Genomic DNA, 18,933 nt, shown 5'->3' with positions numbered 1-18,933 from the left:
ACATTTGAATGCCACCGTCGCGCATGAAACACCTCCCCTACTCTCGTAAGTCAACGCACTTCGAAAAACTAATTTCTATCTGGTTGCCGCCACTCAGCAACCTGAATTTTCAGCTGCGCTTCCCTAAGTCTGTTTCAGATTTTCTTTCTATAGCTTTAAAAGCGCAGCCTCAAAACACGACATCACTTTCTGTGATTTCTAGTGGAGACTCATAATGAGCCAACCCGAGACAAATACACCGGAATCAGTCGACGATTCTCGACTGAATAAACGCCTTAAAGATATGCCTGTCGCTATCGTTGGTATGGCGAGCATGTTTGCAAACTCTCGCTACCTGAATAAATTTTGGGATCTTATCAGCGAAAAGATCGATGCGATTACTGAAGTACCAGATACGCACTGGCGTCCAGAAGATTACTACGATTCAGATCGTACTACGCCAGACAAGTCTTACTGTAAGCGCGGTGGTTTCATCCCAGAAGTAGACTTCAACCCTATGGAGTTCGGTCTTCCGCCAAATATCCTAGAACTGACTGATACTTCACAGCTGCTTTCTTTGATCGTTGCAAAAGAAGTACTTGAAGATGCCAAGCTGCCTGAAGGCTACGATCGCGATAAGATCGGTATCACGCTCGGTGTTGGTGGTGGTCAAAAGATCGCTCAAAGCCTAAATGCTCGTCTTCAATACCCTGTTTTGAAAAAAGTCTTCAAGAGCAGTGGTATCAGCGACGACGACAGCGAAATGCTGATCAAAAAATTCCAAGACCAATACATCCACTGGGAAGAGAACTCATTCCCTGGTTCATTGGGTAACGTAATTTCAGGTCGTATTGCTAACCGCTTTGACCTTGGTGGCATCAACTGTGTAGTAGATGCTGCGTGTGCAGGCTCTCTAGCCGCAATGCGTATGGCTCTAAGTGAGCTGGTTGAAGGCCGCAGTGAAATGATGATCACAGGTGGTGTGTGTACTGATAACTCACCAACCATGTACATGAGCTTCTCTAAAACACCTGCGTTTACCACCAATGAAACCATTCAACCTTTCGACATCGACTCAAAAGGCATGATGATTGGTGAAGGCATCGGCATGGTTGCTCTTAAGCGTCTTGAAGATGCAGAGCGCGACGGCGACAGAATCTACTCAGTGATTAAAGGTGTCGGTTCTTCTTCGGACGGTAAGTTCAAGAGTATCTACGCGCCTCGCCCTGAAGGACAAGCAAAAGCACTAAAACGCGCTTACGATGATGCTGGGTTCGCACCGCACACGCTTGGCCTTTTAGAAGCGCACGGTACAGGTACTGCAGCGGGTGATGTTGCTGAATTTGGTGGCTTAAACTCGGTATTCAGTGAGAACAATGAAGAGAAGCAACACATTGCGTTAGGCTCTGTAAAATCTCAAATTGGTCACACTAAATCAACCGCGGGTACTGCAGGTTTAATCAAAGCTGCCTTAGCACTGCACCACAAAGTACTGCCGCCAACCATTAACGTATCGGCTCCGAATCCTAAACTGGATATCGAGAACTCACCGTTCTACCTAAACACACAAACGCGTCCTTGGATGAAACGTGTCGACGGCACACCACGCCGTGCAGGTATTAGCTCATTTGGTTTTGGTGGCACTAACTTCCACGTTGTATTGGAAGAGTACACGCCAGAGCACGCTCGCGGTGATAAATACCGTCAGCGCCAAGTACCGCAAACTCTGTTATTCAGCGCAGAATCTCGTCAAGCATTGATCAATGAGCTAAAACAAGTTTCAACTCAAGCTGCAGACGCTGCGTTCAAACTGGAAGCGCTTGCTGAGCAGCACGCTCTACGCGAAGTAGACGCTAAGCACGCTCGCCTTGGTTTAGTTGTCACTGACCAAGCAGACCTGCAAGCGCAATTGACTCAGGCTGTTTCTATGCTTGAGAGCCAAACCAAAGCACATTGGCAGATGCCAAACGGTACTAGCTATCGTGAGTCAGCACTGATTGCTGAAAACGGTGCAGGTAAAGTGGCAGCGCTATTTGCCGGTCAAGGTTCTCAATACCTAAACATGGGGCGCGAGCTTGCGTGTCACTACCCAGAGATGCGTCAACAGCTTGCTCAAGCGGATCAAGTATTTGGTCAGCACAAGAAAACGGCTCTGTCGCAAATTCTGTTCCCAATTCCAACTTTCACACCAGAAGCAACCAAAGCTCAAGAAGCGGTGTTAACCAACACGGCCAATGCGCAAAGTGCGATTGGTACTGTGTCTATGGGTCAGTTCGACATCATGACTCAAGCTGGCTTCAGAGCAGACATGGTCGCAGGACACAGCTTTGGTGAGCTAAGCGCACTATGTGCATCGGGTGTTATCTCGCAAGACGATTACTACCAGCTAGCTTTCGCTCGTGGCGATGCGATGGCTGCGACACCTGAACAAGGCGACAGCGGTACTATGTTTGCGGTCATCTTAGACGCAGACAAACTTCCAACCGTTGAAAGCTGCATCAGCCAATTCGAAGGCGTGAGCATTGCCAACTACAACGCTCCGACTCAACTGGTTATTGCTGGCCCAACTGCGACGGTTCAACAAGCAGCACAAGCGCTGACAGAACAAGGCTTCAAAGCAATCGCTCTGCCTGTATCTGGCGCGTTCCACACTCCACTTGTTGCTCACGCTCAAAAACCATTTGCTGCTGCAATTGACAAAGCTTCATTCAGCGCTCCAACGCTGCCGCTTTACTCGAACGCAACGGGCAAACTGCACAGTAAAGACGCTAAAGCGATTAAGAAAGCATTCAAACAGCACATGCTGCAATCGGTTCGTTTCAGCGAGCAAATTGAAGCGATGTATGAAGCCGGTGCGCGTGTATTCGTTGAGTTCGGTCCGAAGAACATTCTTCAAAAGCTGGTTGAGAAAACATTGGCTGATAAGAACGAAGAGCTTTACGCAATAAGCATCAACCCAAGCCCTAAAGGCGACAGTGACCAACAGCTTCGTTTAGCTGCGGTTCAACTGTGTGTGGCAGGTGTTTCATTAGACAACATTGACCCTTACCAAGCTGACATTGCTGAACCTGCAAAGGCATCACCAATGAACATCAAGCTGAACGCAACCAACTACATCAGCCCTGCTACTCGTAAGAAAATGGATCAATCATTGGCTTCGGGCAACGTCACCGAAAAGACTGAGATTGTTGAAGTGAAAGTTGAAGTCGAGAAAATCGTGGAAAAAGAAGTGATTAAAACAGAAATCGTTGAAGTACCTGTGGCTGTTCCTCAAGCTTCAAATGTACAACTGTCAACTGCTCCAGCACCAAGCGCACAAGTAGCAACAACAGCTCAGCAGCCTCAAGTGGTTCAAACAGCCCCAGCGACTAGTCAGCCAACAGCTCAAGTAACGGTAGATGAGTCTTCATTGCAGTCGTTCTTCAATGCTCAACAACAAGCAGCAGAAGTACATCAGCAATTCTTGGCGATTCCTCAGCAATACGGTGACACATTCAACACCTTAATGTCTGAGCAAGCGAAAATGGCAACGGCAGGCGTAGCAATTCCTGAGAACCTGCAACGTTCTATGGAAATGTTCCACCAGCACCAAGCTGAAACGCTAAAAGCTCACGCTCATTACCTAGAGATGCAAGCACACAGCAACAACTCAGCACTTAATATGCTGACGCAAGGTTCAGTACAAACGGCACAACCAACCTTCGTTGCTTCTGTAAATGCTCAGCCTGCGATTCAAGCGACTCCAACAACTATCGTTCAACAGCCTGTAGCTCAAGTACAATCGACTTCTGTACAAGCAGCACCTGTTCAAAATGCGGTAGCTCAGAAAGCTCCTGCACCGCAAGTAGCGGCTCAAGCGGCAGCGCCTGTTGCAGCCCAACCTGTACCAGTTAAAGCACAACCAGCTCCTGTAGCTGCACCAGTAGCAGTACAATCAGCAGATGCTGAAAAAGTGATGCTAGAAGTGGTCGCTGAGAAAACGGGTTACCCAACGGAAATGCTTGATCTAGAAATGGACATGGAAGCAGACCTTGGTATCGACTCAATCAAGCGCGTAGAGATCCTTGGTACCGTTCAAGACGAAATGCCAAACCTACCTGAGCTGAACCCTGAAGATTTAGCTGAGTGTCGTACTCTTGGCGAAATCGTCGAGTACATGAACAGTAAAAGCATGAACAGCAAGATGCCAGCATCAGCGCCTGTTGCCGCACAGCCAAGCGCAACTGCTCCTGTTCAAGCCGCTAACGGTCTTGATGCGAAAGTCGTTCAACAAACCATGCTAGAAGTTGTTGCTGAGAAGACAGGTTACCCAACGGAAATGCTTGATCTAGAAATGGATATGGAAGCAGACCTTGGCATCGACTCAATCAAGCGTGTTGAGATTCTTGGTACGGTTCAAGATGAACTGCCTACTCTTCCAGAGCTAAACCCTGAAGACTTAGCTGAGTGTCGTACTCTTGGCGAAATCGTTGCTTACATGAACAGCAAGCTTCCAACTTCGGCACCAGTAATCGCTCAAACTGCAGCAACTTCAGTTCAAGCAGCTAGCGGTTTAGATGCAGCTGTAGTTCAGAAAACCATGTTAGAAGTGGTAGCAGAGAAGACGGGCTACCCAACTGAAATGCTAGACCTAGCAATGGACATGGAAGCTGACCTTGGTATCGACTCAATCAAGCGTGTTGAAATTCTAGGTACGGTTCAAGACGAACTACCGACTCTTCCAGAGCTAAACCCTGAAGACCTCGCAGAGTGTCGCACTCTAGGCGAGATAGTTGCTTACATGAATACTAAAAGCATGAACAGTAAGCTTCCGGTGTCTGCTCCAGTAGCAACTCAAGCATCTGCACCAGTACAAGCAGTATCAAACGGTTTAAACGCAGAACAAGTTCAAAGCACAATGTTGAGCGTAGTCGCGGATAAAACGGGCTACCCAACAGAGATGCTAGACCTAGCAATGGACATGGAAGCAGACCTTGGCATCGACTCAATCAAACGTGTTGAGATCCTTGGAACGGTTCAAGACCAGCTGCCAACATTGCCAGAGCTGAACCCTGAAGATCTAGCTGAGTGTCGTACTCTTGGCGAAATCGTTGACTACATGAACAGCAAACTAGGCGCTAATGAAGCTCCTAACGCAGCAACTGCGACAGTAGCAGCTACAGCCGCTGTAGAAAGCGCAAGCAACGACCTAAACCCTGCTCATGTTCAATCAACCATGATGGAAGTGGTTGCCGATAAAACTGGCTACCCAGCAGAAATGCTCGACCTAGCGATGGACATGGAAGCAGACCTTGGTATCGACTCAATCAAACGTGTTGAGATTCTAGGTACGGTTCAAGACCAGCTTCCAACGCTGCCAGAGCTAAACCCTGAAGACTTAGCTGAGTGTCGTACGCTTGGTGAAATCGTTACCTACATGCAAAGCAAGCTATCCGCAGCTGCACCTGTAGCGACTGCTAAAGCAGAAACAGCGACAGCGGAACTTCCTCCACACAATGAGGTAGCGCTAAAAAAGCTACCAGCGGCAGATAAACTCGTCGATTGTTTCTCAAAAGACGCTTGTGTCGTGATCACAGATGATGGTCACAACGCTGGTGTTCTAGCAGAAAAGTTGACCGCTAACGGCATTCAAGTTGCTGTAGTGCGTAGTGCTCTTTCTGCCGCGTCACCTTTAAACAGTGAAATTGCAAGCTACACGCTCAACAGCGTCGATGATGCTGGTGTGACTGCAGTTATTAACGACATCGAAGCAGACCTTAAAACGTCGAACAAAGTGATTGCTGGCTTCATTCATTTACAAGCTATCGTTGATGCCAAGCAAAGCAACGAGCAAGCGGTTAACTTGAATGCAGACTCAAGAGCTTCACTGACGACAGCGTTCTTATTCGCCAAGCACCTAAATGGTCAGCTGAATGCCGTTTCTGGTCGTAGCGTGTTCTTCACACTGAGCCGTATCGATGGTGGCTTTGGTTACCTAGATACTAAGCAATTAGCGAACGCAGAACTTAACCAAGCGGCTCTATCTGGTCTAACTAAGACACTGAGCCATGAATGGTCAAACGTGTTCTGCCGCGCATTGGATGCTGACGCTTCGATTGATGCTCGTCATCTTGCTGAAGCAATCACAGGCGAACTGTTCGATATCGATACCAACACGGTTGAAATCGGCCTTAGCCATGCGGAAAACGGTGAATCTGGTCGTGCAACACTGATTGCAGCAACACCAGGTGCTGCACAAACCAAAAACACAGGCGCTCAACTCACCAAGAGCGACAAAGTTCTCGTGACGGGTGGCGCTAAAGGCGTAACGTTTGAATGTGCACTAACGCTTGCTAAGCAATGTAAGTCTCACTTCATTCTTGCAGGTCGTAGCAAACACATTACATCACAAGAGCTACCTCAATGGGCACAAGGCAAGCAAGAGAAAGAGCTAAAACCAGCGGCTATTGCTCACCTACAAGCAACAGGTGACAAACCAACGCCAAAGAAAGTTGATGCCTTGCTAAAACCGGTATTGAGCAGCCTTGAAATCAACGCAGCACTTGCCGCTTTCAACGAGATTGGTGCGAGCGCTGAATACCTAAGCCTAGATGTGTCGAACCATGAGTCAGTAGCGAAAACGCTGGCGAATTTCGAAGGCATCACAGGTCTTATCCACGGTGCAGGCGTACTTGCTGACAAGCACATTCAAGATAAAACGCTTGATGAACTGAACATGGTTTACGGCACGAAAGTGGGCGGACTAGAAGCAGTTCTTGGCGGTCTTGATAGCAGCAAGCTAAAACTGATTGCGATGTTCTCTTCAGCGGCAGGTTTCTACGGAAACACAGGCCAAAGCGATTACTCGATGTCTAACGAAATCCTAAACAAAGCGGCTCTGCAATTGTCTGCTCGTAACCCTCAAGCGAAAGTGATGAGCTTCAACTGGGGACCGTGGGACGGTGGCATGGTAAACGCTGCACTAAAACGTATGTTTACAGAGCGCGGTGTGTACGTAATTCCTCTTCAAGCAGGTGCAGAGCTGTTTAGTTCTCAGCTACTGAACGAAACTGGAATTCAATTGCTGGTTGGCACGAGCATGCAAGGTTCTGACAACAAGGAAGCTGCTGTAAAAAAGCTTAATGCGGAGTCTGTGCATCTTGCAAAGAGTCCGCTGAATACAAGCATCACTGTGACACGTCATCTTGATCCGAAGGCATTACCTTTCATTCAAGATCACTGCATTGCCGGTAACCCAGTGTTACCGACAGTGTGTGCTATCCAATGGATGCGTGAGATAGCAGAGCAACTGTTAGGGGTGAACGTTAGCGTTCACAACTATAAACTGCTTAAGGGTGTGATTTTTGATACTGATGAAGTGCAAGAGCTAACGCTTGTCTTGTCTTCAGACGCTAAATCAAAAGATCAGCTAAAAGCAGTAATCAGCTGCCAAGGGCGACCACAGTATCAAGCTCAGTTGCTAGTTGCCTCTGTGCAAGTGTCTGAAGATGTTCAACAAGCGTCGACAAAACGCTTTGAAGCTAACTCTTCAACACCAGTAACAACGGCACAAGCTCTATACAGTGACGGCACTCTGTTTCATGGACCAAGATTGCAAGGTATTACCTCAGTTGAACGCTTTGACGACTTAGGCTTATTGGCTCAATGCCAGTTGCCTCAGATTGAAAACAGCGACTGCGGATCATTTATTCCTAAGCAAGGCTTTGGCGATAGCCAACCATTTGCCGAAGATTATCTGTTGCAAGCCATGCTGGTATGGGCTCGATTGAAGTACGGCGCGGCAAGCCTACCGTCTGCAATCGGTGAGTTTGTTTGTTACGCACCGATGCACAACGGTGACCAAGGTTGGCTAGAGCTGAGCGTGATAAAAAGCACGGCTCGTTCTCTGCAAGCTGATATCTCGCTTTACCACCAAGATGGTCGTTTAAGTGCGGTAATGAAAGGTGCAAAAGTCACCATCAGCAAGAGCTTAAACGACGCATTTTTGCCGAAGTCTAGCTCAACAGGTTCGAAGAAAGAGTCTAATAAGAACGCAGAAAAGGAGCAATTGTCATAGTGACTGTTCCTACTAATAAAGCGATGCCATTGCGCATCGCTCTTTTAGCTCAGCCAGCAAACGCGGCTGAGCTTTCTGCCGACTTATCATCTTCGCTTCCTGAGATGATGACAGTTGTGGTTGGTGGCAATTTTAATCAAGCACTTACTCAAGCGATTGAAGCTGTCAGTCAAGATAGTGCTGTTAAGCTTTGTTTGGATTCTCACTCTCCATCATTGGTGATGTTGAGCGCGCTGACCGCGGCTCAAAGCAAGATTCATCCACACGCTTATCTAGCGAGTTTTGCAGATGCAGCTACCGAAGATAGCGTTCAGCTTGCTCTGGAAATTGCACGCCGCCCAGCTTCAGACTTAAGCCATCAACAACAATATTCTGCACTTTCTGCTTCGCAGCAGTTTGATGAATTGTTGAATATGGTTAATGCGATATCGAGCCGTTCATTACCTAACCATTACTGGTTCACTGAGCCGAACAAAGCTCGTGTTACTGCGTTAACTTTCAGTGACGATAGCCAAAAATCCACCAGCCTGATCTTGACTCAAGCGACCGGTTTGCAAGAACCAAAACCCTTGCTATCGAGCGAGCGTTTGATGTTTGTGGTTTCTGGCAATGACCAAGCTGAATTGGTTTCTCAGTTGACCTCACTAAGAGCTGAGCTTAAATGCGTTAACGAAGCGGCAGACAGCAAACTTGCTATCGCTACCTTGATGCATTCAAACCTAAGTCACTTGCAAAGCATTCAGCACAATGCTGGCCGTAGTGCGAACATCGTGATTCAAGCGGCTTCAATTGATGCTGCAATACAAGAGATCACAGCGCTAGAAAATGCGTTGCCAAAAGTAATGGCTGAAAATAGCCAATACAAAACGCCAGCGGGCAGTTGTTTCTCACCGATGCCTCAAAGCAAAGGTGGAGTTGCATTTGTTTACCCAGGTGTTGGCACAGTTTATCCCGGCATGTTGCGCGAGTTTCACCAGCATTTCCCACAGTTATTTGCTCGTTTAGAGCGCGAAGGTAACTTGAAAGAAATGTTGCAGGCTGACAAAACCTACGCTGAAGACTCGCAAGAAATGTCTCTTAGTGAGTTGGCAATTGCAGGTGTAGGCAGCAGCTATCTGTTAACACAACTGCTATGTGATGAATTCAAAGTGCAACCAGATTTCGCCTTGGGTTACTCCAAGGGTGAAGCCTCCATGTGGGCCAGCTTAAATGTTTGGAAAAATCCACATGCGCTGATTGAGATGACTCAAACCAGTCCTATCTTCACGACGGCTATTTCTGGCGAACTCACCGCAGTGCGTCAAGATTGGCAGCTGAACGGCGACGAAAGCATCCAATGGAATAGCTTTGTGGTTCGCAGTGATGCACAAGCGATTGAGGCTCTGTTACCAGAATTCCCACGCGCTTACCTCGCTATCATCCAAGGTGACACTTGCGTACTGGCAGGTTGTGAAAGCACATGTCGTGCATTGCTCAAGAAACTGGGTAAACGTGGCATTGCCGCTAACCGTGTTACTGCAATGCACACCACACCAGCACTAAGCCAGCATAGCCAAGTACGCGATTTTTACACACAACCACTGTTCGACGAGTTGCCAAAGCATATCCGCTTTATCAGCGCAGCAGGTCTACCGACTGGCGCACCAATCAATATCGACAGTGACAGCATCGCCCTTTCGATTGCCGACACTTTCTGTTCAACGCTGGATTTCACCGCGTTGATCCAGAGTGCGCGTCAACAAGGTGCTCGTCTGTTTGTCGAAGTAGGTGCCGATCGTCAAACCAGCACATTGATCGACAAGATCAATCGTAGCGACAACGTAGCAGACCAGTACTGCACAATCGCTTCCAATGCCAAAGGCGGTGACGATGTTGTCACGCTCATCAAATGCATTGGTCAGCTCATTACTCATCAAATTCCACTGTCTGTCGAGCCACTTATTCAAGGGCTAAAACAACAGATCACCACCGCTAAGCAATTAAGTGGTGTGTCTCAAGGCAGCGCAGTGAATCATCAAGGAGAGCTAGTATGAGTTCTCAATCGAACCAGTATCAGGCTCAGAACAAACAACAAGTAAAGTGCAATAAGATCGCGATTGTTGGTATTGCAAACCAATACCCAGAAGCTGATACGCCAAAAGACTTTTGGCAAAACTTGCTGGATAAAAAAGATTCTCGAACCACATTAAGCGCTGAAAAGTTAGGAGCTAAACCTGAAAACTATCAGGGCGTGCAAGGTGAGTCAGACCGCTTTTACTGTGACAAAGGCGGTTACATCGAAAACTTCAATTTCGATAGCAATGGCTACCGCTTAACAGCAGAATCGTTCAACGGTGTTGACCAAAGTTTCCTATGGGCTTTGGATACCAGTCGTAAGGCGTTAGTCGACGCTGGCATTGATCTGAATGCCGATGTTTTAGAGCGCACAGGCGTGATCATGGGTGCCCTTTCGTTCCCAACCACACGTTCAAACGACCTGTTTCTACCGATTTATCACTCGGTGGTCGAGAAAGCATTTAAAGATAAATTAGCTAATGACCAATTTTCATTGCTACCAACCAATGAAACCGCGCAAGACCTCAACCCTATCAATGGTGCAGCGGCACACAACGCCTCTAAGTTAGTGGCTGATGCATTGGGTTTAGGTAACGTACAACTGAGTCTAGATGCCGCATGTGCAAGCTCTGTGTATTCATTGAAGTTAGCGTGTGATTACTTGAATACAGGCAAAGCCGACATGATGTTGGCAGGCGCGGTATCCGGTGCTGACCCATTCTTTATCAATATGGGTTTTTCGATCTTCCACGCTTACCCTGATCACGGTGTGTCGGTTCCGTTTGATAGCAACAGTAAAGGTCTGTTTGCTGGCGAAGGTGCGGGGGTTTTAGTCCTAAAACGCTTAGCTGATGCAGAGCGTGATGGCGACAATATTTACGCAGTCGTCAGCGGTATTGGCTTGTCGAACGATGGCCGAGGCCAGTTCGTATTAAGCCCAAACAGCAAAGGACAAGTCCAAGCCTTTGAACGCGCTTACGAGGCTTCGAACTTATCACCAGACAGCATTGAAGTGATTGAGTGTCACGCAACCGGTACACCATTAGGTGACAAGGTTGAGTTAACCTCAATGGAGCGTTTCTTTGCTGACAAATTGAATGGTTCGAACCCGCCATTGATTGGCTCTGCTAAGTCCAACCTCGGTCACTTGCTGACTGCGGCGGGTATGCCAGGGATCATGAAAATGATCTTTGCGATGAAAGAAGGTGTGCTTCCGCCAAGTATTAACTTGGATAAGCCACTATCGTCGCCAGAAGGTTTATTTGGCTCACAGACTCTGCCAACGCAGGTTCAATCTTGGCCAAGTAAAGCGGGCAACTCAGAGCGCTGTGCGGGTGTTTCTGTCTTTGGTTTCGGTGGCTGTAACGCTCACTTACTGCTTGAAGCGTATTCAGACACCAGTCATGTAAACCCGACTCAAGAGTCAGCGTCTCCAAGCCTACAACCATCTAATTTAAGCATTACTGGTCTAGCGTCTCACTTTGGTTCTCTGCAGAGCATCAACGCGCTAAGCACTGCGATTGAGACCAACAACGATGCTTTCATTGCCTTGCCTAAGAAGCGCTGGAAAGGCTTAGACCAACATCCAGAACTACTGAATCAGTTTGGTTTACACGGTATTCCAAATGGCGCGTACATCGATCAATTCGATCTCGATTTCCTACGCTTCAAAGTGCCGCCTAATGAAGATGACCGTTTGATCTCTCAGCAGTTGCTACTGATGAAAGTTGCAGACGAAGCGATCAAAGACGCCAAGCTTGTAGCAGGCCAAAAAGTTGCAGTACTCGTTGCGATGGAAACAGAGCTTGAGATGCACCAATTCCGTGGACGCGTAAACCTGCATAGCCAATTGGCTGACAGCTTTACCAACATGGGGATTGAGCTGACACAAGATGAATACCAAGCGCTAGAAACCATCGCGATGGACAGTGTGATGGACGCAGCCAAGCTGAACCAATACACCAGTTTCATCGGCAACATCATGGCTTCGCGCATCTCTTCGTTGTGGGACTTTAACGGCCCTGCCTTTACGATTTCAGCCGCTGAACAGTCGGTTGCTCGTTGTATCGATGTCGCGCAAAACCTAATGTCGCAAGAATCGATGGATGCAGTCGTAATTGCAGCCGTAGACCTAAGCGGCAGTGCAGAGCATGTAATTCTGAAGAACAGCATGAGCCCAGTGTCACTTGCTCCAAAATTCGGACAAACGCAAGACGGCAGTTGGAATGTGGGAGAAGGCGCAGGTGCGATTGTTCTTGTTGAAGAGAGTCGAATAGCGAGCAACCAAGATACGGCTTACGGCAGCATCAACGCATTGGCCTTTGGCTCAAGCGAGAATAACAACGCCGTGGCTGATGAGTTACTGACTCAAGTCGGTCTGAGCTCGAACGATGTTTCTCTGCTTGAGCTTAACCATGCACCAGAGTCTTCGTCATATCAGTCTTCGTCTCTAAGTTTAGCGAGCACAAGGACGACTCAAGCGAGTCTACGTGTTGGGCACTGCTCTGCAGCTTCTGGGATGGCAAGCCTGTTACACGGTCTGCTCAACCTGAACCTTGCACCTCTGAATCCGAATGTCAGTTCTAAGAGCGTGATTGTTGCCAACATCAGCGAAGGACAATGTTCACAGCTACTACTAAGCCAATCGAGTGTTGAATCTCAGTCACTATCGGTTCGTTTAAGTAATGAACTGGCGAGTGATGCTAAACGTCAATTAGTTAAGCAAGTGACATTAGGTGGTCGCGATATCTATCAACATATTGCCCAAACCCCAGTGACTAACTTAGCAACGATTCAACAGAAAGCTTCTGGCAAACAAGCAGCAAGAGTGGCGTCTATTCCAACGACAGCAAGCATTCAAGCAGCACTTGCGCAAAAAGAGTTAGAGAAGAAAGCATTAGCGCAGAACGCGGTAGAGCCAGTCATCGAAACTCCTACATCAGTATCCCCTACTCTGGCGCCAACGCGCCACAGTCAGCTAACAGGTAACCACAGCAATATGACTCATGTCCTATCCGCTAAAAATGGCGCGTCTCAAATCGACGCAGCTTCACAGCAGCCGCAAAATCTAAGCCAAAACCAAGCTTTTGCTCAAAACCAGCAAGCGGCTCAACAGGTACACAAAGCATTCCTGCACACACGTGCCCAAGGCATGCAGATGGCTGATGCGTTATTAAAAGCACAGCTAAACGCAGTGACATCTGGTTTAGATAGCAATGCCCTGATTCAACAAACGACCAGCCAACAAACAAATAGTCAACAAACGACTGGTCAGCCTGTTCAAGCTCAACCGGCTCAGGTTTCGTCAACGCCAGTCAACGTACTTGCGACGCCAGCACCAGTAAAACCTATCCGTAAGCCATGTATCTGGGATTACGATGATCTGGTTGAATACGCTGAAGGCGATATTGCGAACGTATTTGGCCCTGATTACGCGATCATCGATAGCTACTCGCGTCGCGTTCGCTTGCCAACCACGGACTACCTACTGGTATCTCGTGTAACCAAGCTAAACGCGACCGTTAACGAGTACAAGCCAAGCACAATGACCACAGAATACGACATCCCAGTTGATGCGCCGTATCTTGTTGATGGTCAGATCCCTTGGGCTGTTGCAGTTGAATCTGGTCAGTGTGACCTAATGCTAATCAGCTACTTAGGTATTGATTTCGAAAACAAAGGTGAGCGTGTTTATCGCCTGCTTGATTGCACGCTGACCTTCCTTGGCGACTTGCCTCGTGGTGGCGATACACTGCGTTACGACATCTCAATCAACAACTTTGCTCGCAATGGCGACACGCTGCTGTTCTTCTTCTCGTACGAATGTTTCGTTGGCGACAAGATGATCCTGAAAATGGATAACGGCTGTGCGGGCTTCTTCACCGATGAAGAGTTGGCAGATGGCAAGGGTGTGATTCACACTGAAGATGAAATCAAGGCTCGTAAGCTTGCAACTAAGCAACGCTTCGATCCTATGTTGCACTGCCCTAAAACTCAGTTTAACCACCAAGAATTGCGTCATCTACTGACTGCCAACATTGCAGAATGTTTTGGTCCAACTCACCAATCCAATAGCCACCAGCCTTCTTTATGCTTCAGCTCAGAGAAGTTCATGATGATCGAAAAGGTTAGTCGTGTTGAACCACAAGGTGGCACATGGGGACTTGGTCTGATTGAAGGTCATAAGCAGCTAGAGCCTGAGCATTGGTACTTCCCTTGTCACTTCAAAGATGACTCGGTAATGGCTGGTTCTTTGATGGCAGAAGGTTGTGGTCAACTGCTTCAGTTCTTCATGATGCACCTTGGCATGCACACGCTTGTTCAAAATGGTCGTTTCCAACCGCTTGAAAATGCGCCTCAACAAGTACGTTGCCGTGGTCAAGTTCTACCACAATCGGCAGAACTGACTTACCGCATGGAAATGACTGAGATTGGTCTAAGCCCTCGCCCATACGCGAAAGCTAACATCGATATTTTGCTGAATGGCAAAGTGATTGTTGATTTCCAAAACTTGGGTGTGATGATCAAAGAAGACGACGAATGTACTCGTTATCTGCCTTCTTTAGAATCAGCTGTCGCGACCCCTGTTATCGAAAGCTTGGACCATAAAAGCTTGGGCCATACACCAGCAGTGAACCAACAGGCTTCAGCGAATGCGCCATTGATGGCTCAAATTGAAGACCTAGAAACTGCACCAAACAAAGGTGTGGTTCCTCTTCAACACGTTGAAGCTCCGGCAACGCCTGATTACCCGAACCGCACACCCGATACGGTTCCATTCACGCCTTACCACATGTTCGAATTCGCGACTGGCGATATCGAGAAGTGTTTCGGTCCTGATTTCTCTATCTACCGTGGAATGATTCCACCACGTACTCCGTGTGGCGACTTGCAGCTAACCACTCGTGTGGTTGAGATCGACGGTAAGCGTGGCGACTTCAAGAAGCCTTCATCGTGTATCGCAGAGTACGAAGTGCCAGAAAATGCATGGTACTTTGATGAAAACAGCCACCAGACCCTAATGCCTTACTCGGTATTGATGGAGATTTCACTGCAGCCAAACGGCTTCATCTCTGGCTACATGGGAACAACACTGGGTTTCCCAGGTGAAGAACTGTTTTTCCGCAACCTAGATGGCAGCGGCAAAATGTTGCGTAACGTCGACTTGCGCGGCAAAACGATCACCAACGATTCTCGTCTGCTTTCAACAGTAATGATGGGCACCAACATCGTTCAGAGCTTCAGCTTCGAACTGAGCACTGACGGCGTGCCGTTCTACCAAGGTACAGCGGTATTCGGTTACTTCAAGGGCGCAGCACTGAAAGACCAGCTTGGTTTGGACAACGGTAAAGTGACTCACCCTTGGCATGTTGATAACAACCGCACGCCGGATGTAAACATCAACCTACTAGACAAAACGACTCGTTACTTCAATGCACCTGTTTCTGCTACTGGTGAAGTGCAAGAGCACTACCAACTGGCTGGCGGTCGCTTGAACTTTATCGATACGGTGCAGATCACCAGCGATGGTGGTAAAGACGGTCTGGGTTACCTATACGCTGAGCGTACGATTGACCCAAGCGATTGGTTCTTCCAGTTCCACTTCCATCAAGATCCGGTAATGCCAGGTTCTCTAGGTGTCGAAGCGATCATCGAACTGATGCAAACCTATGCGCTAAATAAAGATCTTGGTGCTGGCTTCCGCAATCCTAAGTTTGGTCAAATCCAATCTGAAGTGAAATGGAAATACCGTGGTCAGATTAACCCTCTGAACAAACAGATGTCACTGGATGTACACATCACTGCAATCAAAGACGAAGACGGCAAACGCATCATCGTTGGCGACGCAAACCTGAGCAAAGATGGTCTACGTATTTACGAAGTGAAAGACATCGCGATTTGTATCGAAGAAGCATAAGCCTGACAGAGAACTAGGAAAGAATTTAGTATGACAACTCAAACTACAATCAATAACGAAAAGCTATCTCCGTGGCCTTGGCAGATCGGAGAGAGCACAACTCGCTTTGATAACGCAGCAATGTCGACAATATTGAAAGACTTAAGCCTTGCTTGTTACGTCGTGAACCACCCAGAAAAAGGGTTAGGTGTTAGCCAACAAGCAGAGATTGCATCGGGCGATTCAGCAAGCTCAGCGAACAGCCAACCTGTTAGCGCCTTTGCTCCTGCACTTGGTACACAAAGCCTAGGCGACGAAGATTTTCGTCGCTGTCACGGCGTGAAATACGCTTACTATGCGGGCGCAATGGCAAACGGCATTTCATCTGAAGAGTTAGTGATTGCGCTTGGCCAAGCTGGCATTCTTTGTTCATTTGGCGCGGCGGGCTTAATCCCGTCTCGCGTTGAGCAAGCGATCAACCGTATTCAAGCAGCACTGCCAAACGGTCCTTATGCGTTTAACCTGATTCACAGCCCAAGCGAACCCGCTCTAGAGCGCGGCAGTGTAGAGCTATTTTTGAAACACAAAGTGAAAACGGTTGAGGCTTCTGCCTTCTTAGGCCTAACACCGCAGATCGTTCACTACCGTGCCGCGGGCCTTAGCCGCGATGCACAAGGTGAGATTCAGATTGGCAACAAGGTTATTGCTAAGGTAAGCCGTACTGAAGTTGCAAGTAAGTTCATGCAACCAGCTCCAGTTAAAATGCTGCAAGCTTTGGTTGATGAAGGTCGAATCACAGCAGAACAGATGGAACTGGCACAGCTGGTTCCTATGGCTGATGACATTACCGCAGAAGCCGATTCTGGTGGTCATACCGATAACCGTCCACTGGTTACCCTGCTGCCAACGATTCTTGCACTGAAAGAACAAACCCAAGCACAGTACCAATTCAAAACTCCGCTACGTGTCGGTTGTGGTGGTGGCGTAGGCACGCCTGATGCGGCTCTAGCGACGTTTAACATGGGTGCTGCTTACATTGTTACCGGTTCAATCAACCAAGCGTGTGTTGAGGCTGGCGCGAGCGAACACACACGTAAGCTGCTTTCGACAACTGAAATGGCTGACGTGACTATGGCTCCGGCAGCAGACATGTTCGAAATGGGCGTGAAACTGCAAGTGGTTAAGCGCGGCACTTTATTCCCAATGCGTGCGAACAAGTTGTATGAACTTTACACTCGCTACGACTCAATTGAAGCGATTCCAGTAGAAGAGCGTCTGAAGCTTGAGAAGCAAGTATTCCGTTCAACACTGGATGACATTTGGGCGGGGACTGTGGCGCACTTTAACGAGCGCGATCCTAAACAGATCGAGCGTGCTGAAGGTAACCCGAAACGTAAAATGGCGTTGATTTTCCGTTGGTACTTGGGTCTTTCAAGTCGTTGGTCAAACACAGGTGAACAAGGCCGTGAGATGGATTACCAAGTATGGGCAGGTCCTGCACTTGGCGCATTCAACGCATGGGCAAAAGACAGCTATCTAGATGATTACCAGAAGCGTAATGCCGTTGATCTTGCTAAGCATCTGATGCACGGTGCAGCTTACTTAGCTCGTGTTAACCTGCTGACCTCACAAGGTATCAAGCTTGATCCGGAACTAGCACGCTGGAAGCCGACGCAAAGAATGGCTTAAGTGCCGAGTAGCTAGCTAAATTTTACCAAATAAAAAAGCGACCTTAATTAGGTCGCTTTTCTTTGAATCATCGAAATGTCATTGCAGTCGTTGGTTATTTGATCGCTTTATTTAGCTTCTCGCCAACCACATCTAAACGCCAACCTTGCATAACATCTGGCAGCTTTTCAGGATTACGATCGTGCTTCCATATCCAGCTTAACACTTGGTTAAGTTGCTTCTTCGACGCCAAAAATTCAGTCGCTAAACCACTGTGTTGCGAAGCTGTTTTCACTTCATCTTTCAACACTTTGAAGAGTTGTTTGTAACCTGGGTAGTCCATTAGACGTTCTACTGGCGCTGGGTATTCTTCTTCTGGCGTATGCTCAGCTAACTTAACGATTGAACTGATTTTAGCGCCATGGCGACGTACAGAGCGGTAATCAAAACCTTCTTGCTCCATGTGCTTAGGGTCTTTCATCGCAAAACGCGCTACAGCCCATAGGTCTTGTTCTTTGAAGACAAAGTTCAGCGCTAAGTCACGCTTAATCGCTTCTTTTAAACGCCAAGTTGCTAGCGGTCTTAAAATAGCTAGCTGCTGAGGTTTTAGCTGCCACGCGCCTTTAATATCAAGGTAAGCGTTATCTGGGTTTGCTTTACGGATGCGCTTAGCCACTTGTAAATCAGACTCTTGCTGCGCCGCTTCCCACCAGCCCGCTTCCATCACTTTTTCTAGAAGCTTGTTGTACATTGGCATCAAGTAGTGAACGTCTGCTGCTGCGTAGTCGAGTTGCTTTTGAGAAAGCGGACGCGCTAGCCAGTCAGTACGAGATTCACTCTTATCTAGGTCAACACCTACAAACTCAGAAACTAGAGCCGCAAAGCCAGTTGAAAGACCATGACCTAAGAAGGCTGCCATGATCTGCGTATCAACCATTGGTGTTGGCGTACAGCCAAATGCGTTCTGGAATACTTCTAGATCTTCGCCACACGCATGTAACACTTTCAGTACTGAAGTGTCTTTCAACAGCCCAACAAACGGGGTCATTTCATCAAGAGCAATAGGATCAATCAGTGACAGCGTTTCACCATCAAATAACTGAATTAAGCCTAATTGAGGGTAATAGGTTCTTGTACGAACGAACTCTGTATCAAGCATAACAACATCGGCTTCACGTGCTTGTTGGCAAACTCGCTCAAGGTCTTTTACTTGGGTAATGATTTGATAATCCACAAAAACTCTCACTGATTTTACTTTGATCGCCGGATACAAAAATGC

6 protein-coding genes are annotated in these 18,933 nt (G+C 47.8%); 5 read left to right on the top strand and 1 reads right to left on the bottom strand.

Annotated features, from left to right (window positions below):
- Positions 1–23: 23 nt before the first annotated feature.
- The 5 genes from ACED53_RS04310 to pfaD are packed head-to-tail and all read left to right on the top strand — an operon-like array spanning position 24 to position 17,675.
- On the top strand, positions 24–215 hold the full coding sequence (locus ACED53_RS04310; protein ID WP_017098773.1) for a hypothetical protein: 192 nt from the start codon (positions 24–26) through the stop codon (positions 213–215).
- On the top strand, positions 215–8,035 hold the full coding sequence (locus ACED53_RS04305; RefSeq protein WP_102579956.1) for a type I polyketide synthase: 7,821 nt from the start codon (positions 215–217) through the stop codon (positions 8,033–8,035). Before ACED53_RS04310 ends, ACED53_RS04305 begins: the two co-directional genes overlap by 1 nt.
- Positions 8,035–10,068 (top strand): PfaB family protein, encoded by a 2,034-nt coding sequence (locus ACED53_RS04300; RefSeq protein WP_017096197.1) that lies wholly within the window; start codon positions 8,035–8,037, stop codon positions 10,066–10,068. The genes ACED53_RS04305 and ACED53_RS04300 overlap by 1 nt, the downstream gene beginning before the upstream one ends.
- Positions 10,065–16,007, top strand: coding sequence for a beta-ketoacyl synthase N-terminal-like domain-containing protein (locus tag ACED53_RS04295; protein ID WP_017101295.1), 5,943 nt, complete (start codon positions 10,065–10,067; stop codon positions 16,005–16,007). The genes ACED53_RS04300 and ACED53_RS04295 overlap by 4 nt, the downstream gene beginning before the upstream one ends.
- Positions 16,008–16,037: 30 nt before the next feature.
- Positions 16,038–17,675 carry an eicosapentaenoate synthase subunit PfaD gene (gene pfaD / locus ACED53_RS04290; RefSeq protein WP_017101294.1) on the top strand — a complete coding sequence of 546 codons (1,638 nt, stop codon included), beginning with the start codon at positions 16,038–16,040 and terminating at the stop codon, positions 17,673–17,675.
- Positions 17,676–17,769: 94 nt separating this feature from the next.
- Here the strand turns inward: pfaD and rnd are convergent, their stop codons facing one another.
- Complete coding sequence (gene rnd, locus ACED53_RS04285; protein ID WP_069591626.1) at positions 17,770–18,888, bottom strand: ribonuclease D; 1,119 nt, start codon at positions 18,886–18,888, stop codon at positions 17,770–17,772.
- Positions 18,889–18,933 lie beyond the last annotated feature (45 nt).

This window comes from Vibrio sp. 1F169, from assembly GCF_041439605.1.
Classification (GTDB): domain Bacteria; phylum Pseudomonadota; class Gammaproteobacteria; order Enterobacterales; family Vibrionaceae; genus Vibrio; species Vibrio tasmaniensis_A.
Note: the sequence above shows the minus strand (reverse complement) of the source record. Positions and strands in the feature narration are given on the sequence as shown.

Bases quoted from the DNA above. Each gene is read 5' to 3' on its own strand.
- ACED53_RS04305 (WP_102579956.1), top strand. From the start codon at position 215: ATGAGCCAACCCGAGACAAATACACCGGAATCAGTCGACGATTCTCGA.
- pfaD (WP_017101294.1), top strand. From the start codon at position 16,038: ATGACAACTCAAACTACAATCAATAACGAAAAGCTATCTCCGTGGCCT.
- ACED53_RS04295 (WP_017101295.1), top strand. From the start codon at position 10,065: ATGAGTTCTCAATCGAACCAGTATCAGGCTCAGAACAAACAACAAGTA.
- ACED53_RS04310 (WP_017098773.1), top strand. From the start codon at position 24: ATGAAACACCTCCCCTACTCTCGTAAGTCAACGCACTTCGAAAAACTA.